21 protein-coding genes and 1 pseudogene are annotated in these 22,509 nt (G+C 75.9%); 10 read left to right on the top strand and 12 right to left on the bottom strand.

Features of this window, described 5'->3' with window-relative positions:
* Position 1: 1 nt before the first annotated feature.
* The 6 genes from C1708_RS30230 to C1708_RS30205 all read right to left on the bottom strand — a co-directional run bounded on the left by C1708_RS30230 (position 2) and on the right by C1708_RS30205 (position 5,277).
* Positions 2-1,090, bottom strand: coding sequence for a serine hydrolase domain-containing protein (locus C1708_RS30230; protein ID WP_106415669.1), 1,089 nt, complete (start codon positions 1,088-1,090; stop codon positions 2-4).
* Entirely contained in the window at positions 1,087-2,004 is a 918-nt protein-coding gene (locus C1708_RS30225) for a DUF6895 family protein (protein WP_106415668.1), read from the bottom strand. The genes C1708_RS30230 and C1708_RS30225 overlap by 4 nt, the downstream gene beginning before the upstream one ends.
* Positions 2,001-2,987 (bottom strand): DUF6895 family protein, encoded by a 987-nt coding sequence (locus C1708_RS30220; protein WP_106415667.1) that lies wholly within the window; start codon positions 2,985-2,987, stop codon positions 2,001-2,003. Before C1708_RS30220 ends, C1708_RS30225 begins: the two co-directional genes overlap by 4 nt.
* On the bottom strand, positions 2,984-3,676 hold the full coding sequence (locus C1708_RS30215; RefSeq protein ID WP_106415666.1) for a hypothetical protein: 693 nt from the start codon (positions 3,674-3,676) through the stop codon (positions 2,984-2,986). The genes C1708_RS30220 and C1708_RS30215 overlap by 4 nt, the downstream gene beginning before the upstream one ends.
* Before the next feature lie 22 nt (positions 3,677-3,698).
* The gene (locus C1708_RS30210) at positions 3,699-3,887 is read right to left on the bottom strand and encodes a hypothetical protein (protein ID WP_106415665.1); all 189 of its coding nucleotides are present in this window, start codon (positions 3,885-3,887) and stop codon (positions 3,699-3,701) included.
* A gap of 142 nt (positions 3,888-4,029) precedes the next feature.
* Positions 4,030-5,277 carry a cytochrome P450 gene (locus tag C1708_RS30205; protein ID WP_106415664.1) on the bottom strand — a complete coding sequence of 416 codons (1,248 nt, stop codon included), beginning with the start codon at positions 5,275-5,277 and terminating at the stop codon, positions 4,030-4,032.
* A 174-nt stretch (positions 5,278-5,451) separates the two neighbouring features.
* Between C1708_RS30205 and C1708_RS30200 the strand changes: the two genes are divergently transcribed.
* From C1708_RS30200 to rfaE2, 7 genes are all read left to right on the top strand, one after another.
* A complete protein-coding gene (locus C1708_RS30200; protein WP_106415663.1) occupies positions 5,452-5,946 on the top strand; it encodes a hypothetical protein in 495 nt (164 codons plus the stop codon).
* Between the two features lie 124 nt (positions 5,947-6,070).
* Entirely contained in the window at positions 6,071-7,036 is a 966-nt protein-coding gene (locus C1708_RS30195; protein ID WP_106415662.1) for an NAD-dependent epimerase/dehydratase family protein, read from the top strand.
* Positions 7,037-7,111: 75 nt separating this feature from the next.
* Entirely contained in the window at positions 7,112-8,779 is a 1,668-nt protein-coding gene (locus C1708_RS30190; protein WP_106415661.1) for a carbamoyltransferase family protein, read from the top strand.
* Complete coding sequence (locus C1708_RS30185) at positions 8,779-9,837, top strand: glycosyltransferase family 2 protein (protein ID WP_106415660.1); 1,059 nt, start codon at positions 8,779-8,781, stop codon at positions 9,835-9,837. Before C1708_RS30190 ends, C1708_RS30185 begins: the two co-directional genes overlap by 1 nt.
* Positions 9,838-9,978: 141 nt before the next feature.
* Positions 9,979-11,226: a glycosyltransferase gene (locus C1708_RS30180; protein WP_106415659.1), complete on the top strand. Its 1,248-nt coding sequence runs from the start codon at positions 9,979-9,981 to the stop codon at positions 11,224-11,226.
* 91 nt (positions 11,227-11,317) lie between these two features.
* On the top strand, positions 11,318-11,944 hold the full coding sequence (locus tag C1708_RS30175) for a D-sedoheptulose-7-phosphate isomerase (RefSeq protein ID WP_106415658.1): 627 nt from the start codon (positions 11,318-11,320) through the stop codon (positions 11,942-11,944).
* Positions 11,941-13,356: a D-glycero-beta-D-manno-heptose 1-phosphate adenylyltransferase gene (gene rfaE2 / locus C1708_RS30170; RefSeq protein ID WP_106415657.1), complete on the top strand. Its 1,416-nt coding sequence runs from the start codon at positions 11,941-11,943 to the stop codon at positions 13,354-13,356. The genes C1708_RS30175 and rfaE2 overlap by 4 nt, the downstream gene beginning before the upstream one ends.
* A gap of 182 nt (positions 13,357-13,538) precedes the next feature.
* On the opposite strand, the gene C1708_RS30165 is transcribed toward rfaE2, so the two are convergent.
* From C1708_RS30165 to C1708_RS30155, 3 genes are all read right to left on the bottom strand, one after another.
* Positions 13,539-14,780: an MFS transporter gene (locus C1708_RS30165; RefSeq protein WP_241911359.1), complete on the bottom strand. Its 1,242-nt coding sequence runs from the start codon at positions 14,778-14,780 to the stop codon at positions 13,539-13,541.
* A 338-nt stretch (positions 14,781-15,118) separates the two neighbouring features.
* Positions 15,119-15,652 carry a DoxX family protein gene (locus C1708_RS30160; RefSeq protein ID WP_106415655.1) on the bottom strand — a complete coding sequence of 178 codons (534 nt, stop codon included), beginning with the start codon at positions 15,650-15,652 and terminating at the stop codon, positions 15,119-15,121.
* Between the two features lie 70 nt (positions 15,653-15,722).
* Positions 15,723-16,046 carry a hypothetical protein gene (locus C1708_RS30155; RefSeq protein ID WP_106415654.1) on the bottom strand — a complete coding sequence of 108 codons (324 nt, stop codon included), beginning with the start codon at positions 16,044-16,046 and terminating at the stop codon, positions 15,723-15,725.
* A 145-nt stretch (positions 16,047-16,191) separates the two neighbouring features.
* Between C1708_RS30155 and C1708_RS30150 the strand changes: the two genes are divergently transcribed.
* Positions 16,192-17,073, top strand: a complete 882-nt coding sequence (locus C1708_RS30150) for a fructosamine kinase family protein (RefSeq protein ID WP_106415653.1) — start codon at positions 16,192-16,194, stop codon at positions 17,071-17,073.
* A gap of 4 nt (positions 17,074-17,077) precedes the next feature.
* Here the strand turns inward: C1708_RS30150 and C1708_RS30145 are convergent, their stop codons facing one another.
* From C1708_RS30145 to C1708_RS30130, 3 genes are all read right to left on the bottom strand, one after another.
* Positions 17,078-18,736: a catalase gene (locus tag C1708_RS30145; protein ID WP_106415652.1), complete on the bottom strand. Its 1,659-nt coding sequence runs from the start codon at positions 18,734-18,736 to the stop codon at positions 17,078-17,080.
* A gap of 377 nt (positions 18,737-19,113) precedes the next feature.
* Positions 19,114-19,350, bottom strand: a complete 237-nt coding sequence (locus C1708_RS30140) for a hypothetical protein (RefSeq protein ID WP_106415651.1) — start codon at positions 19,348-19,350, stop codon at positions 19,114-19,116.
* Between the two features lie 256 nt (positions 19,351-19,606).
* Positions 19,607-21,097, bottom strand: a complete 1,491-nt coding sequence (locus C1708_RS30130; RefSeq protein ID WP_106415649.1) for a PucR family transcriptional regulator — start codon at positions 21,095-21,097, stop codon at positions 19,607-19,609.
* Positions 21,098-21,258: 161 nt separating this feature from the next.
* Between C1708_RS30130 and C1708_RS30125 the strand changes: the two genes are divergently transcribed.
* Both C1708_RS30125 and C1708_RS30120 read left to right on the top strand, forming a co-directional pair.
* Complete coding sequence (locus C1708_RS30125) at positions 21,259-21,879, top strand: L-threonylcarbamoyladenylate synthase (protein WP_198602637.1); 621 nt, start codon at positions 21,259-21,261, stop codon at positions 21,877-21,879.
* A gap of 103 nt (positions 21,880-21,982) precedes the next feature.
* Positions 21,983-22,508 (top strand): annotated as a pseudogene (locus C1708_RS30120) (metallophosphoesterase); the annotation flags it as partial.
* Position 22,509: the final 1 nt, after the last annotated feature.

Here is a 22,509-nt window from a genome sequence, read left to right as displayed (position 1 = left end):
TTCAGCGCTGTTCGGCGAGCAGCGCGTACGCGGTGGCCAGGAACGGGTCGTGTGCGCGGAAGCGGCGGGTGCAGACGGCGGCCAGCGCGGTGCCCGTGTCGGGCCGGAAGCCGAGGAACGCCTGCTGGCCGAGGGTGGCCCCGCTGTGGAAGTACAGCGGGCCGCCGTCCGTGGGGTGCCGGAACCAGGCGACGGTGTGCACGTGCCGGTGCCCGGGTCCCCGGCGCAGCACGGGTGTGCGGACGGCGTGGAGCGCGCCCGTCAGCGGCGGACACCGGGCGGGGTCCAGGTGGGCCTCGAGGAAGGTGAGCAGGTCGTGCGGGGTGGCGCGGACCGCTCCGGCCGCCCGGAAGCCGCCCGCGTCGAAGGCGGGCAGCGTCCCCGTGCCGTCCTTGCCGTGACCCACGGCGTCGAGGCCGTCGGCGCCGGCGTGCGGGGCGGTGTCGTGGAGGCCGAGCGGGGCGAGCAGGTGCTCGGCGAGCAGGTCCTGCCAGTCGGTGCCGGTGGCCGCGCCGAGGGCGTGGCCGAGGACGGCGACCCCGAAGTTGGAGTAGCGCCAGCGGGTGCCGGGGCGGTGGCGGGGGCGGTGCCGCAGGAAGGCGTCGACGACGCGGGCGTCGGGGTAGCGGCCGTAGGGGTTGCTGCGCCAGGCGGGCAGCGCGCGGGGGTAGAAGCCGGCGGGGAGCGCGGGCAGTCCGGCCGTGTGGGTCACGAGATGGGCCAGTGTGACGGGGTCACGGCCGGGCGGGCGGCGGGCGCCGAGGAGGGCGGCGGCGGGTTCGCCGCCGGTGAGCCGGCCGCTGTCCACCAGGTGTGCCAGCAGCAGTCCGGTGAACGCCTTGGTGGCCGAGCCGATCTCGTAGCGCAGCCGGTCGCGGGGGCGTCCGGGCGCGGTGCCGGTGCCGCCGGTGACGACCGTGCGGCGGCCGTGGCGGGAGAGCGCGAAGACGGTGTCGGGGGCGTCGGCCGCGGTGACGGCCTCGGCCAGCCGCTCCGGCCAGCCGCCGTCGTCGTGGGCGCCGTTCACGGGTGGCCGGTCCTCCTGGCCGGCCGGCGGGCCCGGCCAGGAGGTGCGGTCCGCCGTCGTCATGAGGCGCTGGCCAGCTCGGTCAGGGCGCGGGAGGTGGCCAGGACCGAGGCGAACGCGGCGACCAGGGTGGAGTGGTAGACGACGTCGAAGACGGCCTCCTCGTCGCCCTCGGGCATGTCACGGACGGCGGGCATGGCGCCGTCGGGCCGCTGGGCGGCGGCGAACGCCCGCCAGGCCGTCTCGTCGAGGGTGGGGCGGGGCAGGCAGGCGTCCACCACGAGGAGTTCGCCGAGCAGGTCCCAGCGGCGCAGGTCCAGCCAGTCGTCGATCCACACGGGCAGCCAGGTCGCCAGGTAGCCGGCGATGTCCGGGGGCAGGCCGTCGGGGTTCTCGCCCCAGTCGGTCAGGTGGAACACGCAGTGCGTGATGTCGTAGGCGATGTGGCCCTCGACGGTCCAGGGTTCGGGGGTGCGGGCCAGCCAGGTGGAGCGCAGGGCCTCGGCCTCGGACGGGCGGGGGGTGAGGCCGAAGCGCCGCTGGAACGCGGACAGCCCGAGCCGCCGGGTGGGGGTGGTCTCGAAGGCAAACCAGCTGTCCAGGCGGTTGTTCAGCACCGCGTGACGCTCGATCTCCGGCTGGCTGTACCCGAGTTCACGGAACGGCAGGTACACCTCGAAGGGGATCGGGGAGGCCGGTTCGGTGCGCTGGCCGCGGACCAGCATGGTGCCGCCGTCCAGGGTCTCGCGCCAGATGTGGTCGAGCAGTCTGCGGGCCAGCTCGGCCTGCCGGGAGCCGGCGACGCCCTCGCGGAACAGCACCTTGCAGACCAGGGCGAGTTCGCCGACCGGCTTGAAGCGTTCCAGGAAGCCCACTTCGGGGTCCACGTCGGGTTCGAGGCGGAAGCCGTCGCGGTGCGCCCAGAGCCATTCCATGGCGCCGACGCCGACGGTGTGGACGAGACGGGGGTCGGTCATGCCGGCGCTCCTTGTCCGCCGGACCGCCGTCCCGCCGCGGCCGGGGCGGGCCGCTCGGCCGTGCGGGCGCCGGCCAGGACCGCCGCGAAGGCGGCCATGAGGGTGGAGTGGTAGTGGTGCAGGAAGTAGCGGTCGCCGTCCGTGCCGGGTCCGGCCGCGATCTCGTCCAGGTCCCGGTCGTCCAGGGGGACTTCGCCGGCCGGACCGCGGGCCGCCAGAAGCCGCCGCCAGTCGTCGGCGGGCGCGTCCTCGCCGGTCGTGCGGGCCACGATCGCGGCCACGGCGAGCAGTTCGCCGCCGAGGTCCCACAGGCCGGCCTCCAGACAGGTGTCGAGCCAGGGCGGCAGCCAGTCGCTCAGATAGGCGACGAGGTCCGGCGGCAGGGCGCGGGCGTCGCGTCCCCAGTCGCTGAGGTGGAACACGACGTGGGTGAGGGCGTATCCGGCGTCGCGGCCGAAGGTCCACGGCTCGGGCAGTCCGCCGAGCCAGGTCCGCGGCAGCTCCGGCGGCGCCTGGCCTAAGCGGTGGATGCCGCAGCGTTCCTCGGCGCGCAGCACGCCGAGCCGCCGTGTGGGGTCCTGTTCGGTGAACCGCCAGCCGCGGGTGCGCGCCACGACCGCCGCCGCCTGCTCGAAGGCGGGGTGGCGCAGCCCCGCGGAGGCCAGGGCGGCGTACACCTCCAGCGGGTAGGTCGCGAAGGGCTCGAGGCGCTGCAGCCGCAGGAACAGCTCGCCCTCGCGCGTCTCCCGCCAGGCGAAGTCGAGCAGTGAGCGGGCGCGGGCGTGCAGCGGGTCGGCCGGTCCGGTGAGCCGGGTGACGGTCGCGCAGACCTGGGCGAGTTCGCCGAGGGGTTTCCAGCTGCGGTCGACCTCGCCGTCGGCGGCCAGCGCGTCCTCGCCCAGGGCGAAGTCGGGGCGCCGGGAGTCCGCCCAGGCGAGGGCGTCCCCGGCGGCGGCGCGGAGGTCGTCGGCGGGCGGGGTCACACGCGTGCTCCGGTCCGCATCCGGCGGGCGGCCTGCACCTGGAGGGCGACGAGCGGGTCCGTTCCGCCCATCAGTTCCACGAAGTCCAGTCCGGACTCCAGGCCGACGGTGTCCGGCACGCCCGGCAGCAGGGTCAGCCAGCGGCCCGCGCCGGCGGCCTGCCGCCAGTCCCTGCGGCGCACCGCGCGGACGAAGCCGCGGGCGACGTCCACGGGCCGGCGCTCCGCGAGGCGGCTCACCGCGCAGTCCTCCCCGGGCAGCGCGAGGGGTGCCAGGACGGCGAGTTGGTGGGTGAGGACCTGCCAGGCCGCGCCGTCCAGCCACGCGGTGTCCGGCTCGTCCGGCGGTTCCGCGCAGGACGGGTCGGCGCGGCGCAGGGTGCGGGCCATCGCCCAGTGGCTCCATCGCACGGTGGGCGCGGCGTCCGCACGGGGCGGGTACGCCTCGACCGCCTTGCGGAAGACGGCCAGCTCCGCCGGGTCGGGCGGAGTGCGCGACAGGAGGCCCGGCAGCAACGCGTCCGCTCCCAGGACGCGCACGGCGGCCAGTGCGAGGTCCCCCGCTTCCCCGTCGGTCCCCGCCGCGGGGACCACGTGAGCGTGGTCCCCGCCCCTGAGGGCGGAGACCACGCCGGAAGCGAGGTCCTGCACCGCGGCCTGCAAGCGGGTCGAGGTGCCTGACTGCTCCATTCGACTGCTCCCGTCGGTCCGTTCAGCCCTTCTTCGGGCGCGGGGTCGGAGGCGACAGCAGCAGCTTGGTCGCGCCGGAGAGGAGCGCCAGGGCGGCGCACTCCCGGCTGTCGCGGTAGACACCGTCGGCCTCGGCCGGGTCGAGTGCCGCCTCGATGTCGGCTGCCTGGATTCCGGTGACTTCCTCGATGACCTTTTCGTCGGGACGCATGACACCATCTCCCTGAGGCGTAGCGAAGTACCTGACACATCCAGAATCACCCGAATCAGACAAATCGCGCCACTTTTCCCTTCCTTGCTTTTGTCACTTCTTCAACATGCAGGGGGGAGACGGGCGCAGGCCGCAGGGGCCGCTAGACGGCGGCCCGCCCCACTCCCGCAAGGACCACACCGCTGTGCGGGAGGGTGGGGACGCGGTGCAGGGAGATGGCCAGATTCTGGTCCGGAACCGTGTACTCCATACGGGCCAGCCGCGCCGCGAGGGTCTCCAGCACACCGACGGTGAGACTCTCTCCGGGACAGCGGTGGCCCGTCGCCGGGTCGCCCCCGCCCTGCGGGATCAACGCGTCGTGCGCCACGGCCCGTTCGAGGAAGCGCCGCGGCCGGAAGGCGTACGGGTCGCCCCACAGCGTCTCGTCGTGGTTCTGGCCGTACACGTCGAGCACCACCAGGCCGCCCTCGGGCACCCAGGCGCCCCGCCAGAACAGGTCGCGGACCGCGAGGCCGCCGAGGAACGGCACGAACGGGTAGAAGCGGCGGACCTCGTGCGCGAACGCCGTCTGGAACGCCGCGTCCCCGGCCGCGAGCGGCGCGCGGTTCTCCGGCCAGCGGTGCAGGGCGTGCGCGGAGAAGGCGACGAACCAGGCGAGGGCGGTGGTCGGGCGCAGCACGTTGAGCAGTTCGACGGCGGCCGTCTTCTCGTCGAGCGGCTCCCCGTCCGCGTCGCGGTGCCCGCAGACCCGCCCCAGCACCGAGCCGTCGGGCGCGGTGACCTGTCCGGTGCGGACGTCGCGGACCAGACGGGCCAGCCGCTCCTCCTGGCGGCCGCGGGCGCGCCGGGCCCGCAGGTGGCGCGGTCCGGCGGTGGCGAAGCCGTCCACCATCGCGGTCATGTCCCGCGCGGTCGCCCCCGCCTCGGCGTCGTCCAGCGGTACGCCGGCCCAGCGGTGGACGCCGCGGGTGAGCACCGTGGCCGCCTCGTCGAACAGCACGATCGACGCGCGCCGGCACCACTGCGGCACGGCCTCGTCCCAGGCGGCGGAGACGTGCTCGGCGAGTCCGGCCACGGCGGCGGGCTCCAGCAGCGGGAGGAACAGTTCCTTGCGGGCGCGGTGGGCGGCGCCGTCGAGGGTGTGCACGGCCTCGTGGCCGAAGAGGGTGCCGAGAACGGGTTCGGGGATGGCGCGGTGCCGGTGCACGTTCCGTTCGTCGTAGAAGAAGCGGACCGCCTCCGGTCCGCGCAGGGCGAGGGCGGGGCGGCCCATGATGCGGGTGCGGACCACGGAGCCGGACGCGTCACGCATCCGGTTGGGGAGCCAGGCGTAGCCTTCGGCGAGGAGCGGCAGGGTGCGGTCGAGCAAGGGGCGGCTGAGTACGTCCATGACAGCCGGGTGCCCGCGGTGCCTGCCCGGACACTCCGCGGCACGGGCACCGCCGCTCTCCGGGCGTGGCGCAGACCACGCCGGGATCGAGACCCGGGTCACGTCGGCGGGTGCGGGACGAGGACTACGGTGCTGGCGTCCTCATCCTTCTCCCCCAGGTTCGGACGGACCGCAGTGCCAGCCCACCTCTCCCCCGTGATAGCGGCCACCACGCAGTGGCTGACCCGTTCCTTCCCCGCGCCCGGCGGCGCGCTGTCCGACGCCCTGTGCGAGATCCAGGCCCGTCAGGCGGTCACCGTCGCGGCCCGCCTCCGCTACCCCACGGCGATGGACGCGGAGCTGGTGGGTCTCGCGGGCCCCGGAGGCGCGGCCCGCCTCGACCGGGTCACCGGCGCGGACGGCCTCGACGCGGAGCCCTGGCGCACCTGGGTCGACGAGGTCGTGACGAGCTGGGCGGCGTGCCTGCTGTCCGACCCGGGGCTGGCCGCCCGGGCGGTGGCCGCGCTCGGCGCCGGTGCCGGCGAGTTCCGCCGTCTGCTGTCCCCCGACGCGACGGACACGAGGGCAGCGGCCCTCCTGCGCCACCCGGACCTCCTTTCCCCGGTGGCCGTCCTCCACCACGCGTCCTTGCTGGCCCGTCTGGGCCCGGAGCCGGCACTCGCGGCGTGACCGCCCGAGCCGCCGCGAAGCGGCCGCGGACACCCGGCACGGACCGGAGGGTCACCCTCCGTGATTCACTCGATCGCACCAGGCGACCGTGCCGACGCCCTCCGTGCGGGTGAGGGTGTGGGGCATGAGCAGTCCCATATCCCGGAAGTGGGAGCACGCCGTCGTGACCGGCGGCGCCGGGTTCGTCGGCTCCCATCTGTGCAAGGCCCTGCTCGACGCGGGCGCGGCCGTGACCTGCGTGGACGACCTGAGCACCGGCCGTCCCGAGAACATCGCCCCGCTGCTCGACCGGCCGGGGTTCACCCTCGTGCGGGCCGACGTGTCGAAGGAGCTGCCGGTGAGCCGGCGCCCCGACCTGGTCCTGCACTTCGCCTCCCCCGCGTCCCCCGCGGACTACCTGCGGCTGCCGCTGCACACCATGGAGACGGGCAGCCTCGGCACCCGCAACGCCCTGACCCTCGCCCACGAGTCGGAGGCCCGGTTCGTGCTGGCGTCGACGTCCGAGGTGTACGGCGACCCGCAGCAGCACCCGCAGGACGAGCGGTACTGGGGCAACGTCAACCCGGTCGGCCCCCGCAGCGTGTACGACGAGGCCAAGCGCTTCGGCGAGGCGCTGACCACCGCGCACGCGGAGACCTACGGCACGGACACCTGCATCGTGCGGCTGTTCAACACGTACGGCCCCGGCATGCGCGGCCACGACGGCCGGGCGGTGCCCACCTTCGTGCGGCAGGCGCTGGCCGGCGAGCCGCTCACCGTGACCGGGGACGGCCGGCAGACCCGCTCGCTGTGCTACGTCGACGACACCGTGGCCGGCATCCTCGCGGCGGCCGCCCACGGTCTGCGCGGCCCCGTCAACATCGGCAACCCCGCCGAGATCAGCATGCTCGCCCTGGCCCGCCTGGTGGTTGCCCTCGCCGGCTCCTCCTCCGAGGTGCGCTACATCGAGCGCCCGGTGGACGACCCGGCGGTGCGCTGCCCCGACATCACGCTGGCCCGCGACAAGCTCGGCTGGGAGCCCCGGGTGGGCGCCGAGGAGGGCCTGCGCCGCACGATCGACTGGTTCCGCGCCGAAGCGGCCCGCGGCTGAGCGGCCCGCCCCCGCCGGCCCCCAGGACCAGGCGGCCGTCCCGGCCGCAGCCCCGACGCGAAAGGTCCGTCCGCCATGCGCATCCTCGGCATCAACGCCCTGTTCCACGACCCCGCGGCCGCCCTGGTGATCGACGGCCGTACCGTCGCCGCCGCGGAGGAGGAGCGGTTCTCCCGGCGCAAGCACGGCAAGCGGCCGCTGCCCTTCTCCGCCTGGGAGCTGCCCGAGAAGGCCGCCGCCTGGTGCCTGACCCGGGCCGGGCTGCGTCCCCGGGACCTCGACGCGGTCGCGTACTCCTTCGACCCCTCGCTCGCCCGCCCCGCCGACGCGATGGGCCTCGACGACCCGTGGGACCACCTGCGCCTCACCTACGCGCGGGAGGCTCCGAACTTCCTGCGGACCGCGCTGCCCGGCCTCGACCCGGAGACCGTGCGTTTCGTCCCGCACCACATGGCGCACGCCGCGTCCGGCGCGTACGCCGCCCCCGACGCCGGCAGCAGCTCCGTCCTGGTGCTGGACGGCCGCGGCGAACGCGCCTCCCACCTGGCCGCGCGCCGCGTCGGCGACCGGCTCGAACCGCTGCGCGCCCAGGACCTCCCGCACTCGCTCGGCCTGGTCTACGAGGAACTCACCGAGCACCTCGGCTTCCTGCGCTCGTCCGACGAGTTCAAGGTGATGGCCCTCGCCTCCCACGGCACCCCGCGCATGCTGCCCGAGCTGCGCCGGTACGTGTATCCGACCGGCGACGGCGGCTTCCACGCCACCGGGGTGCCCTGGGCGGAGCTGTGCGCGCCGCGCGGCCCGGACGAGCCGTGGACGCAGGACCACGCCGACGTCGCCGCGAGCGCGCAGGCCGTGCTGGAGGAGACGCTGCTGGACCTGGTGCGCTGGCTGCACGGCCGGACCCACGACCCGGTGCTCACCCTCGCCGGGGGCGTGGCGCTGAACTGCGTCGCCAACTCCCGCATCGCCCGCGAGGGCCCGTTCTCCCGGGTGTGGGTACAGCCCGCGGCCGGTGACGCGGGGACCGCGCTCGGCGGCGCCCTGCTGCTGTCCGCCGGCGCCGGGGACACGCCCGAGCCGATGACCGGCGCCGACCTGGGCCGGGACTGGTCCGACGCGGAGCTGGGCGCGTGGCTGAAGACGGCCGCCGTGCCCTGCGAGAAACCCGGGGACATCGCCGTCACCGTGGCCCGGACGCTGGCCGACAACGGCATCGTGGCCTGGTTCCAGGGACGCAGCGAGTACGGCCCGCGGGCGCTGGGCCACCGTTCGCTGCTCGCCCACCCCGGGCACGCGGGGAACCTGGAGCGGCTCAACGACGTGAAGGGGCGCGAGCAGTTCCGGCCGGTCGCGCCGATGGTGCTGGCCGACCGGGCGGCCGAGATCTTCGACGGGCCGCTGCCCAGCCCGTACATGCTGTTCGTGCACGACGTGGCGCCCGCCTGGCGGGACCGGGTGCCCGCCGTGGTGCACGTCGACGGCACCGCCCGCATCCAGACGGTCGACCCGGCGCGCGAGCCGCTGCTGGCGCGGATGCTGCGCGAGTTCGAGCGGCTGACCGGGCTGCCCGTCGTCGTCAACACCAGCCTCAACACGGCGGGCCGGCCCATGGTGGACGACCCGCGCGACGCCCTGGAGTGCTTCGGCTCCTCCCCGGTGGACCTGCTGGCCATCGGCCCGTACGCGGTGCGGCGCGGCGCGCTCTTCCGCACCTCCGTCCCCGACGAGGGGGTGGCGTGATGACCGGGCCGGCCGCCCCCGCCGGGGAGTACGCGGTGGTGGTGCCGACCCTGGGCCGCCCGTCGCTGGCGGCGTGCCTGGGGGCGCTGGCCGAGGCGGAGGGGCCCCGCCCGGCGCGGGTCGTGCTGGTGGACGACCGCCGGGACCCGGCCGTACCGCTCACCGCCTCCGTGCCGCCGGCCCTGCGCTCCCGCACCGTCGTGGTGCCCGGCGGGGCGCGCGGCCCGGCCGCCGCCCGCAACGCCGGGTGGCGGGCCGCCGGGGACGCGCCGTGGATCGTGTTCCTCGACGACGACGTGGTGCCCGGCCCCTCCTGGGCCGACGACCTCGCGCTGGACCTGGCCGGGGCGAGCGTCGCGACCGCCGGGATCGCCGCGCGCATCGAGGTGCCGCTGCCGGCGGACCGGGCGCCCACCGACTGGGAACGCAATGTCGCGGGGCTGGCCGGGGCGTGCTGGATCACCGCCGACATGGCGTACCGGCGCAAGGCGCTGGAGGCCGTCGGAGGCTTCGACGAACGGTTCCGCCGCGCCTTCCGGGAGGACGCGGACCTGGCGCTGCGGGTGCTCGACGCCGGCTGGACGCTGGCGGAGGGGCGCCGTACGACCACGCATCCGGTGCGGCCGGCGGACCGGTGGGTCTCGGTGCGGCTGCAGGCGGGCAACGCGGACGACGTGCTGATGACCCGGCTGCACGGACGCGACTGGTGGCGCCGGGCCGGCGCGCCCCGGGGCCGGCTGCCGGCGCACCTGGCGGTGACCTCGGCCGGACTCGCGGCGGTGGTGTGCGCGCTGACCGGACGCCCGCGCGCCGCGTCGGCGTGCGCCGCCGGGTGGCTCGCCGGGACCGCCGAGTTCGCCACGGCCCGGACACGCCCGGGTCCGCGCACCCGGGACGAGATCGTCACCATGGTCCTCACCAGCGCGCTCGTCCCGCCGGCGGCGGCCTGGCACTGGTTGCGCGGGCAGGTCCTGCACCGCGCCGCGCCCGCCCGCCGCCGCGCCTCCCCCCGGTCCCCCGCGCCCGCGGCGCCGGCCGGCGAACGGCTGCCGACATGACCCGCCGGCCGTCCCCGCCCCGGCCCGCGCCGGCCCCGGCGGGCGGCGCGCGCACGCTCCCGGCCGCGGCCGCGGCCGGAACCCGTATCCGCGGACGGCGGTGTCCGCACCCCGGCCGCGACCGATCACGGAGGTGAGCCCATGACCGCGGACTACGCCCCTGTCCCCCCGGGCGTGCTGTCGATCGCGCTCGTCTCGGAACACGCGAGCCCTCTCGCCGCGCTCGGCGGGGTGGACGCCGGCGGCCAGAACGTCCACGTCGCCGCTCTGGCCGCGGCGCTCGCCGACCGCGGGCACCGGGTCACGGTGCACACCCGCCGGGACGCGCCCGACCTGCCGGACCGGGTGCGGCTGAGCGAGCGCGTGGAGGTGCACCACGTCGGCGCCGGGCCCGCCGAGCCCGTGCCCAAGGACCGGCTGCTGCCGTACATGGACGAGTTCGCGCGCCGGCTGGTCCGGGAGTGGCGGGCCCGCACCCCGGACGTGGTGCACTCCCACTACTGGATGTCGGGGCTGGCCTCGCTGGGCGCGACCCGGGAGCTGGGCCTGCCGCTGCTGCACACCTTCCACGCGCTGGGCACGGTGAAGCGGCGTCACCAGGGGGACGCCGACACCAGTCCGCCGGAGCGGATCGGCTGCGAGATCGAGGTGGGGACCGGCTGCGACCGGATCGTCGCCACCTGCCGTGACGAGGTCACCGAGCTGGTCCGGATGGGCGTGCCCGCGGACCGGATCGGCGTCGTGCCGTGCGGTGTCGACACCGAGCGGTTCACCCCGGTGGGCGCCCGCTGGGCGCGCGGCCCGTACCGCCACCGGCTGGTGCAACTGGGGCGGCTGGTGCCGCGCAAGGGCGCGGCCGTGTCGGTGGCGGCGCTGGCCCTGCTGCCCGGGACCGAGCTGCTGGTGGCCGGCGGGCCCCCGGCGGAGCGGCTGGACGACGACCCGGAGGTGCGCCGGCTGCGCGCGATCGCACGCGACGCCGGGGTCGCCGACCGGGTGCGGTTCCTGGGCGGGGTGGACGCCGGGCGGGTGCCCGCGCTGCTGCGCTCCGCCGACGTGGTGCTCTGCCCCGCCGACTACGAGCCCTTCGGGATCGTCCCGCTGGAGGCCATGGCCTGCGGCCGGCCCGTGGTGGCCAGCGCGGTCGGCGGCCAGCTCGACACGGTCGCCGATCCGGCCACCGGACGGCTGGTGCCGCCGGGCGACCACGAGGCGCTGGCCGGGGCCGTGGCGAGCCTGCTCGCCGACCCGGCCGGCCGCGAGGCCTGCGGGGTGGCCGGTCGCCGCCGGGTGCTCAGCCGTTACGGGTGGGCGCGGGTCGCCGCGGCCACGGAGGCGGCGTACTGCGAGGTCCTCGACACCGAGCCGGCCGTGACCAGGGCCGGCTGAACCGCCGGCCGGACCGGCCCGCCGACGTCCGACGTTGGAAGGAGGTGCGGGTGCCGTCGCCGTCCCCGGAGGGCGGCGCGCCCGACACGCCATGACCGAACACCCCGCGCTCGACGCCGCCCATCTGCACTGCCGGTCCCTCCAGGACGCCCTCGACGGGCTCCGCCGGCACGGTCTGCCCCGGATCGCCGACTGGGGCGGCCGGCTCGCCGCCGTCCTCGCCGGCGGCGGCCGGCTGCTGGCCGCCGGGAACGGCGGCAGCGCCGCCCAGGCCCAGCACCTCACCGCCGAGCTGGTCGGCCGCTACCGCAGCGAGCGGCCCGCCTACTCGGCGCTCGCCCTGCACGCGGAGACCTCCAGCGTCACCGCCATCGGCAACGACTACGGCTTCGACCACGTCTACGCCCGCCAGGTCGCCGCGCACGGGCGCCCCGGCGACGTGCTGATGCTGCTGTCCACCTCGGGGCGCAGCGCCAATCTGGTCGCCGCCGCGGCGGCGGCCCGGCGGGCAGGTCTCGAGGTGTGGGCGCTGACCGGGCCCGGCCCCAACCCGCTGACGGAGGCGGCCGACGAGGCGCTGTGCGTGGCGGCGGCCGCCACGGCGACCGTGCAGGAGGCCCATCTGGTCGCCGTGCACCTGCTCTGCGAGTGTTTCGACGCCGCCGTGGCCGCACCCCCGGCGCGGACTGCGGCGGCCGTTCCCGGGAGGCTGACATGACCGGTCCCAAGCCGCTGGTGGTGGTGGGCGACGTCCTGCTGGACGAGGACATCGAGGGGGTCGCGACCCGGCTGGCCCCGGACGCGCCCGCCCCGGTCGTCGACGTCACCGGGGACCGCAGGCACCCGGGCGGCGCCGGGCTGGCCGCCGCGCTCGCCGCGCGCGGCGGGCGGGACGTGGTCCTGGTGACCGCGCTCGGCGACGACCCGGCGAGCGAGGCCGTACGGCAGCAGCTCAGCGGGCGGGTGCGGCTGCTGGAGCTGCCGCTGCACGGCACGCTGCCGGTGAAGACGCGCGTCCTGGCGGACGGGCGGCCCCTGGTGCGCATCGACCGGGGCGGCGGGACGCCCGGCGAACCGGACGAGGCGGTGCGGGAGGCGCTCGCGGACGCGCACGCCGTCCTCGTCGCCGACTACGGCCGGCACACCGCCGGCGCGGTCCGCCCCCACCTGGAGGAAGCCGCGCGGCGCACCCCTCTGGTGTGGGACCCGCACCCGCGCGGCGAGGACCCGGTGCCGGGGGCGCGGCTGGTCACGCCCAACGCGGGCGAGGCGGTCGCGCTGTGCGCGGGCACGCCCGGCGTGGCGGGCGCGTCGCTGGGCGCCTTCGCCGAGCGCGGCACGGAACTCGCGGAGCGCTGGCGGGCGGCGGGCGTCGCCGTGACGCTCGGCGAGCGCGGGGTGCTGCTGACCCGGCCGGGCGGCGGCACACCCATGCTGATCCCGGCGCCGTTCCACGCGGACGGCGACCCGTGCGGCGCGGGCGACTGCTTCGCCGCGACGACGGTCGCCGCGCTGGCGGACGGGCTGCTCCCGGAGGAGGCGCTGCAGCGGGCGGTCGCCGAGGCCGCCGCGTTCGTGGCGGCGGGCGGCGCGGGCAATCCGGGCCTGTGGCACACGCCGGTCGTCCCGGCGCCCGCCGAGGACCCGGCCGCCGACGCGTTCGAGCTGGCGCGGGCGGTACGGGCGCGCGGCGGGACCGTGGTGGCCACGGGCGGCTGCTTCGACCTGGTGCACGCCGGTCACGTGGGGCTGCTGGAGAGCGCCCGGCGGATCGGCGACTGCCTGATCGTCTGCCTGAACTCCGACGACTCCGTCACCCGCCGCAAGGGCCCCGGCCGCCCCCTCACCCCGGCCGCGGACCGCGCGAAGGTGCTGGCCGCACTGGGCAGCGTGGACGCGGTGGTGGTCTTCGAGGAGGACACCCCCGAGGAGGTCCTGGGGCGTCTGCGCCCCGACGTGTGGGTGAAGGGCGGTGACTACTCCGTCCAGGACCTCCCGGAGGCGGAGGTCCTGCGCACCTGGGGCGGCCAGGCGGTGGTCCTGCCGTACCTGGACGGCCGCTCGACCACGCTGCTCGCACGGCGGGCTGCCGACGCGGTGGCGGTGGCTCTGAAGCCGACGGAGGGGTGACGCCCTGCGGGGGCGCGGGGAGCTGCGCGACGGAGGTCCGGGGGCGCAGCCCCCGGACCGCCGGCGCCGGCCGGCTGGGAAGGGGCGTCCGGACCACCGCGTCTCCCGGAGGCCGTGTCCCTCGAGCTCCCGTTTGCCCGGTTCCCCGCGCCCCTGTGGGACGTTCGGGAAGGGGCCCGGGATCACGCCGCCGTTTGCAGGGCCGGCTGGGGCACCGTGTCCTTCGGGGGGAGGGCGACCGGGGGCGCGAGCTTGCGGTGGCGGTGGAGGAGGTGGCCGGAGGCCATCGACGCGGCGATGATCACGCCGCCGGCGACCAGGGCGCCGCGCGGGCCGGCCAGTTCCATGAGGAGGCCGAGGACCGGCGGGCCGCCCAGGCTCCACACCGTGCCGATGCCGCCCCACACGCCCAGTACGCGTCCGCGCAGGTGGGCGGGCGGGTCGGTCTGCAGGACGGCCGTGCCCGCGGTGTCGGAGACGGACTCCACGACGGCCATGGGGAGCACCAGCGCCAGGAGCACCGCCAGCGAGGGCGACAGCCCCGCCACCACCTGCAGCAGCGCCCCGGTCGCCGCGAGCGCGCCGACCAGCCGTACGGACGGGCGGCGCAGCCGCGCCCCCAGCACCGCGCCGATGATGCCGCCGGCCGCGAGGACGGTGGACACGGTGCCGAAGGCGCCCGCCCCGCCCGCGAGCGGGCCGGTGACGAGGACGGCGAGGGTGAGACCGTAGTTGCGGCCGAAGACCGCGCTGATGCCGGTGACCCCGGCGAGCGCGAGCAGCCGCGGGCGGCGGGCGAAGAAGGCCAGCCCCTCCCGGACGCTCATGCCGGACTTCGCGTGCCGGGCGGCGCGTCCGGTGACCTGCCGTACCGCGCCCGCCGCCGGGCGCAGGAACGGGATGACCGCCGTCACGAACAAGAAGGAGAAGCCGTTGGCGAAGTAGGCCGCGGCCGTGCCGAGGGAGCCGACCGTCACGCCGGCCAGGGCCGCGCCCGTGAGCCGGCCCGCGTTGAAGACCAGCGCGCCCACGCCGATGGCGGAGGGCACGTCCTCGGCGGGGACGAGGTCGTTGCCGAGCAGGGCGCAGGCCGGGTTGTCGACGGTGGCGACCGTGCCGGTGACGGCGGCCAGCACCATGAGGGTGGTCATGTCGAGCCGGTCCAGCGCCACCAGGGTGGCCGTGGTGAACGCGATGACGGCGAGCAGGGCCTGGCTGACGGCGGCGGTCGGCTTGCGCGGCCAGCGGTCGACGGCCGCGCCGCCGAGGACGCTCATCAGCAGGGCCGGGGCCGCCTGGACGGACATGGACAGGCCGGTGGCCGCGGCGGAACCGGTGATCTGGAGGACCAGCAGGTTCTGCACGGTCAGCTGCATCCACGTGCCGGCGTTGGACACGAAGTTCGCGACGGACCACCAGCGCATGCTGCGGTGACGCAGGGAACGCCAGGGCGACCTGGACCCGGCCGGGGCAGGGGTGGGTGAGGAGGACACGGTGCGCTACTCGGGGAGGAGCCCGTCGGGGCTCGGGTGAGTGGGCGCGGGAAGAAGGACGCCGGCTGCGCTGCGCGGCGTTTCCCGTCGCCGGGATCGGGCGCGCACCATCGTGGCAGAAGGGACCCCCGAGTCATGTCCAGGCAGCGGGTACCGTGCGGGGGCGAAGGGGTCAAACACGCGCACTCGCGCGGCACTTGGCCACGCGAGTGCGGTTGCTCACAAGGGGTTTGAAGGAGCTGAGGCGCGGGAAGGGGGCCCGCTCCCGGTCAGCCGGGGAGCTTGGCGCGGGCACGTCCCGCCGCCGCGCCGGGGCCGACGCCGGCCTTGAAGGCCCGCCGGGCGATGCGGGCCTCGCGGCGCAGGTCGTGGGCGGTGTGCCGGCTGCGCCACAGCAGCGAGGGTGCGGACCCGGTGTCGTCCGCCGCGATCAACAGCCCGCCCAGCATGGAGAGGTTCTTCAGGAAGTGGATCCGCTGCTGGGACTTCGTGTCGGGGTCCTCCTCCTCCCAGAAACGGTGCGCGGCGAGCGTGGTGGGCACCAGGGTGAGGGCGACCGCGAGGGCGGCCGGGCGGGACAGCCGTCCGGTGGCCAGCAGCAGGCCCCCGACCACCTGGACGGCACCGTTGAGGCGCACGGAGTCCTCGGTGCGGTCCGGCAGCATGGGGACGCGGCCGGTGACGGACCGGACCACGGGCTCGGCCATGGGGGCGACCCTCTGCGGGTGCCGTACGGAGTCCAGTCCGCCCGCGATGAACATCGAAGCCAGCATCGGCCGGCCGAGGACGCGCAACAGGCTCATTCCTACTCCTGGAGTGTGGAGGGTGCGGTGCGCCGGGTTCCCCGCCGGGCGGGGAGCATGCGGCGGGCCGTCACCAGAACCGGGTGGTGAGGGCGGGCCGGCGGACCGCCTCGACGGCGTCGCGCAGGCTGAGGGCGACACCGATGACGGCGCGCAGCGCCGAGGGCCGGACGCTCTGCGCGGTCTCGGTGGCCAGGACCAGCAGGCAGCCCGCCGCCTGTTCGACCACGGAGACCGGGAGGGTGCAGTCGCCGTCGGCGGCCGCGCGGAACGCCTTCAGCGGGACCCCCGCTCCGTCGACCGTCCGCCGGGCGGCCTGCTCCAGGTACGGGACGGCCTGTTCGCAGAGGGTGGCGGGCAGGGTGAGGGTGCGCTGGAACGATGAACTGGTCATATTCACAGTGGTCCCCCGGCGTGGCGCGCTCGCATCGGACGGAGCGGGTTTTTCACCGTCCCGCGTGAGCGCCCGCCGCCCGCGCCGGGCCCGTACGCTGGGCGGGCCGTCAAGCCGAGGAGACCGTGAGCCGAGGAGGCCGCCGATGACCGTGTCGTCCCCCGTGTCCGGCGAGGAGGGGCCCGGCGCCGTGGCGGCGCGGCTGACCGGGAGGGCGGTGACCGGGGTGCGGCCGCTGTCCGGCTCGCTCGCCGAGGCCGCCCTGGACGACGGCCGGACGGTGGTCGTGAAGCGCGCGGAGGACGCGGAGGCGGCGCGCGCCGAGATGGCCGGGCTGCGCTGGCTGGCCGAGGCGGGCGCGCCCCCGGTGCCGCGGGTGCACGGCCGGGAGGGGGCGTGGCTGGTGCTCGACCGGGTGGCGGAGGGACGGCCCGGCCGGGAGGCGGCGCTGCGGTTCGGGCGTGAGCTGGCGGGTCTGCACGCGGCCGGCGCCCCCGCGTTCGGGTCGCCGCCGCCGGGCGGGCCGGTGGAGGCGTTCATCGGGCGTGCCCCCCTGCGCAACGTCACCGGCGACGACTGGCCCGGCTGGTACGCGGAGCACCGGGTGCTGCCGTATCTGCGCCGGGCGGTCGACGCGGGCACGGTGGACGCCGGGGAGGCGGCGGTGGTCGAGCGGGTGTGCGCGCGGCTGCCGGATCTCGCGGGACCCGCCGAGCCGCCCGCGCGGCTGCACGGCGACCTGTGGAACGGCAACGTGCTGTGGGGCGCGGACGGCAGGGTCCGTGTGATCGACCCGGCCGCGCACGGCGGGCACCGGGAGACCGACCTGGCGATGCTGGCGCTGTTCGGGTGCCCCCTGCTGGACGTCGTCCTCGAGGGCTGTCAGGACGTGGCGCCGCTCGCCGAGGGGTGGCGGGCACGCGTCGGCGTGCACCAGCTGTTCCCGCTGCTGGTGCACGCCGTGCTGTTCGGCCGGGGCTACGCCGAGCGGGCACTCGGCGTGGCCCGGTCCGCGCTGTCCCTGTGATCCCTCAGCGGGTGACCACGTGCCGCTCGTCGGGGACGCAGTGGGTCATGGTGAGCCCCTCCACGTCGCGCGGCGGGTTGTCGCCCAGGTTGGCGAGCCGCTTGCGGTCCTCCTCGGTGAGGGTCTGGCTGGCCAGCGGCTCCAGGTGGGCGACGTCCTCCGGCATGATGCCGAGGCCCTCGCCGACCCGGCGGCCCAGGTCGTTCTCCACCAGCAGGAAGTGCCACACCATGCGCTCCTGCACCGGGCGGTCGCACTGGGAGAGCAGGTCGATGAAGTTCTTCACCAGGTCGTCGCGCTCCCAGTCCTCCATCAGCAGGTAGCGCTGGCCGGCCTGCATGTAGTCGTTGGTGCGCTCGATCCTCGCGCGGGTGAGCCGGCCGCGGATCTCCGGGCCCTGCACGTCGTGCGTCGGGTACTGGGCCTCGCGCAGCCCGCCGGTGATCGACGGCTCGTAGTTCACGTGCGGGTTCTCCCCGCCGCCGTCCTGGTAGTAGGCCATGAGGCCGTCGCGCTGGTTGGTGTGGACCTCGGCGTTCTTCGCCTGGTTGACCGGGAGCTGGAGGTAGTTCGGGCCGACCCGGTAGCGCTGGGTGTCGCTGTAGGAGAAGGTCCGGCCGACGAGCATCTTGTCGTCGGAGAAGTCCAGGCCGTCGACGAGGACGCCGGTGCCGAAGGAGATCTGCTCGTTCTCGGCGAAGAAGTTGTCCGGCATCCGGTTGAGCACCATCCGGCCCACGGGCTTCGGCGGGAACTCCTGCTCGGGCCAGGTCTTGGTGTCGTCCAGCGGGTCGAAGTCCAGCTCCGGGTGCTCGTGGTCGTCCATCATCTGGACGAGCAGCTCCCACTCGGGGTGGTCACCGCGCTCGACGGCCTCGTAGAGGTCCTTGGTGGCGTGGCCGAGGCCCTGCGCCTGGACGTTCGCCGCGTCCTCCTCGGTCATGGAGCGCACGCCCTGCTTGGGCATCCAGTGGTACTTGACCAGCTTGGTCTCGCCCTCGGCGTTGACCCACTTGTAGGTGTTCACGCCGAAGCCCTGCATGTGGCGGTAGTCCGCCGGGATGCCGCGCGGGCTGAACAGGTTGACCAGCATGTGCATGCACTCGGGCGTCTGCGACATGAAGTCGAAGATGCGGCGCGGCTGCTGCTCGAAGGTCACCGGGTCGGGCTTGAGGGCGTGGATGACGTCGGGGAACTTGATGGCGTCCCGGATGAAGAAGACCCCCAGGTTGTTGCCGACGAGGTCCCAGTTGCCGTCCTCGGTGTAGAACTTCACGGCGAAGCCGCGCGGGTCACGGGCCGCCTCGGAGGAGTCACGGCCGCCGATGACGGTGGAGAAGCGGACGGCGAGGTCGGTGCGCTTGCCCTCCTCCTGGAAGAGCTTGGCGCGGGTGTAGCGGGAGATCGGCTCGTCGCCCCACTTGCCGTACGCCTCGAAGTAGCCGTACGCGGTGACGCCGCGGGCGTGCACGACGCGCTCGGGGATGCGCTCCCGGTCGAAGTGGCTGATCTTCTCGAGGAACTGGTAGTTCTCCAGCGTGGCCGGGCCCCGGGAGCCGACGGTGCGCTGGTTCTGGTTGTCGTAGACCGGGTGGCCCTGCCGGTTGGTGAGTACCTTGCGGTCGTCGCCGGGAGCGGGGCCCTGGCTCGAAACGTCCGTCATGATCGTTCGGCTCCTTGCGCTGCTGCTCTTGGCCGGTGGCGCGCCGGGGCGTGGCGGGCCCCGGGCCGTCGGCCGGTTTTCGGCGGGCGGCCCGGGTACCCGGTGCCGCGACGTCATGCACGCGGACGCGGCCCGTTCGCGGAGAAGACCGGGCGAACGGGCGCCCGGCCGCGCTCACGTCCCGCCGGCGGCGTGCGTACGAGGGCCATGCTGCCCCCGATCGGGACGGTCGGCGACCGGAGCGCCGCGGAGCGCGACGGCCCGGGCGGTGCGGCGGACCGTCCGGCCGCGCCGGGGGGTTCCCGCGGAACGGACACGCGCGAGGCCCGGTCCACCGCGTCCCTGTGCGGTGGACCGGGCCTCGCGGCGCGCGGTGCTCAGCCGCCGTTCAGACGGGTGCGCAGCAGCTCCTTACCGAGTTCGGCGCCCTTGCGGCTGTCCGCCTGGGCCTTGCGGAACAGGTCGGCGACCTCGGTGTCCCCGGCCCGCTCCGCGTCCTGGATGTAGTCCTCCAGCCGCAGCGCGTTGCTGAGGCACGCCTCGACGTACCAGAGGAGGTTGTAGTCCTTGTCCTTCGTGCCGGTGACGCCGCCGGTCTCCGTCTCGCTGGTCATGCGGGTCTCCCCTCGCGGTGCTCGTCCACCGCCCGCCCCGGACCGCCGTGCGGGGGGCGGGCTCACAGCGGCGGCCGGGTACCCGGCCCGGAGGCGGGCACACCAGGAGGCGGAGGCCGACCGGTCCCCCGTTCCGGTCGCGCCCCCGCCATGGCTCGAAACTATGCACGTCGGGGCTTGTCTGTGTATCGCGCCGGTGCCCGCCGTGCGGGTCCGCGGGACTCACCTGTGCACAGGTGCGTCCGAATCGCCCGGTTCACTCCCCCGCGAGGAGCGGCTGCTCCAGGTCCCCGACCGCCAGATGGGCCAGGACGACCTCGTAGAGATCGCTCCCGCCGGCCAGCAGCTGCCGCTCCAGGGCCGGTTCGGCGCTGCGTACGTGTTCGCGCACGGTCTGGGCGTGCACGCCGAGCGCCTGCGCGGCCCGCTCGGCGTTGGCCCCGGCGGCGATCCAGGTGCGCAGGGTGCGGCGCACGTCGCGCGGGTCGTCGTCGAGGCGGCCCAGCAGCTCCCGCGCCCAGGCGGAGACGGCCGGTCCGGACAGCAGCTCGGCCAGGCGCCGCGCGCTCGCCCGGGAGCCGGCGGGCTCCTGACCGTCCAGCAGGTCGATCTGGGTGTGCAGCGCCAGGTGCACCGCGGCCCGCACGGTCACGTCGCCGAAGTCGACGCCGAGCATGGACTCCACGCGGTCCATGCGGGCGCGCACGGTGTTGCGGCTGACGCCGAGGATCTTGGCGGTGGCGACGGCGGTGAACTCCAGGCCGAGCCGGGTGGTGGCGAGCAGCTCGGCGCGGGTGTGGTGGGGCAGCGCGTCGAGCGGGCGCAGCACCCGCGCCGCCCAGGTGCGCAGGGCCGCCGGGTCCGTCAGCAGCCCGGGGTGGGTGCGCTCGGCGTACACGGCCGTCCTGTCCGGCCGGAACCGGGCCACGGCCAGCGCGCTGACGGCCTGTCCGTAGGCGGTGGCGGTGCGCGCCAGGCTCTGCCGGACGCTGCCGCCGACGAAGGTGTCGGGATGGTGCTCGACCAGGGACCGCAGGTCGCCGGCGGTGGCCTCGCGCGGACTGAGGACGATCACATGGCCGTCCACGGCCGGGCAGCGCACCACCAGCGCCTGCTCCCGGGTGCGGTCGATGCACTCGGCGGCCAGCCGGTCGCGTACGGCGGGGTCGGACTCCAGGACGTAGACGCAGGCGGTGTCGGCGTCGAGCAGGCCCGGCCAGAGGCCGGCGGCGACCCGGCGCGCGGAGACGGTGTCCTCGACCATCAGCAGCTGGAGGATCGCCAGCCGCAGGTCGGCTGTGGCCCGCCGGAGCCGGACGCCGGCCGCCCGCGTCTCGTGGGCGGTGAGCAGCAGTTCGATCACCTGGGCGGTGTGCGTGACCACGTCCGAGGCGTCCCGGTCGAAGGGCGTCGCGCGGGAGACGGCCAGTACGCAGGCGCCCGAGGGATGTCCGACCCGCACCAGACGCAGATGGCGTCCGTCCCCGTCCCACGCGGCGGACGCGATCCGGCCGGAGGCGACGTCCGCGGCGAGGGGCTCGTCCAGCGGCAGCGGGGTCCCGGCGAGCAGGTCGCCGGCGCCGTCGCGGAGGGCCGCCTCCGCCCGCACCGCACCGGCCAGCCAGTCCACGACCCGGCGGACGTCACGCCCGGCCGGCCGCAGGTGCTCGAGCAGTTCACGCGCCCAGCCCGGACGTCCGGCCGCCCCCGTCGCCGTACCTCGCACCGCGTCCTGTCCGCCTGTCACCTCGGCCTTCCCCTCGTCCCCTCGCCGCCTCGGCCCGGACGGGGGACGTTACCCCACGGGTGGGGGCGGCTCGTCCCGGCGCGAGGGGCCCGGCCCTCCCCCGCGGGTGACGCGGGGCAGGTGTGCCGCGGCGCGGGGCGCGGACGGCATAAGCTCGGTGAATGGCCAAGTACTTCGACGTGCACCCCGACAACCCCCAACCGCGCACCATCGGCCAGATCGCCGCCGCCGTCCGCGACGACGCACTGATCGCGTACCCCACGGACTCCTGCTACGCGCTCGGCTGCCGCCTGGGCAGCCGGACCGGCATCGACCGGATCCGCACCATCCGCAAGCTGGACGACCGGCACCACTTCACCCTGGTGTGCCGCGACTTCGCGCAGCTCGGCCAGTTCGTACGGATCGACAACGACGTCTTCCGCGCGGTGAAGGCGTCGACCCCGGGCCGCTACACGTTCATCCTGCCCGCGACGAAGGAGGTGCCGCGCATGCTGCAGCACCCCAGGAAGAAGACCGTCGGCGTGCGCATCCCGGACCATGTGGTCACCCAGGCGCTGCTGGCGGAGCTGGGCGAGCCGCTGCTGTCCAGCACCCTGCTGCTGCCCGGCGAGGACGAGCCGATGACCCAGGGCTGGGAGATCAAGGACCGGCTCGACCACGCGGTGGACGCGGTGCTCGACTCCGGCGACTGCGGCACCGAGCCGACCACGGTGGTCGACTTCTCCGGCGGCGAGGCGGAGATCGTGCGGGCGGGCGCGGGCGACGTCTCGCGCTTCGAGTGACGGGAGAGGACCCGGAGGTGACGGAGGCGGAGGAGACCGAGGTCCGCGCCCCTTGACCCCCGCCTTCCGGCCCGTCGCGCAACTCGGCGACACCGGAACGGGGTTGGCTCCGGGCGGCGGGGCGTTCACGCACGCCGCCCGCACCCTCCCCCGGGTGGACGTCGCCGGGGTCACCGAGGCGGACTTCCGCTGCGGTCCGCTGCGCGGCGACTCCCTCGCCTTCCACGGCGTGCTCCACGGGCGGCGGACGCGGCTGCGCCGGTTCTTCTCGCTGACCGAGGCGGGGGCGGCGGCGGTGATCGCCGAGCGCCTCGGCACCGGACCCACCCGCGCGCCGGGCGCCCCGGCCCGGGTGACCCGCCGGATGCGGCTGGTCGCGGGGCCGCTCGGCACCGGACGGCGGCCGGACCGGGGCAAGCGGTTCCGGCTCCCGGTGCGCAAGGCGTACCGGTCGCTGTTCTCGCCCGGTTCGGCCGCCTGCGGCCCGCCGTTCCTCAGGTCCTCCCTGCGGGATCGACGTGACCCCGGAGGCGCTCCGGCTGCGCCGTGTCGCGGCGACCGGGCGGCGGGCGCAGGAGGTCGCCCCGCCCGTGGAGCGCGCCGTGGAAGGCGAGGTGACCGTTCCGCTGA

Origin of the sequence: Streptomyces sp. DH-12, assembly GCF_002899455.1 — a bacterium.
GTDB lineage: Bacteria > Actinomycetota > Actinomycetes > Streptomycetales > Streptomycetaceae > Streptomyces.
The sequence above is the reverse complement of the archived record's forward strand: the minus strand, read 5'-3'. Positions and strand labels throughout refer to the sequence as shown.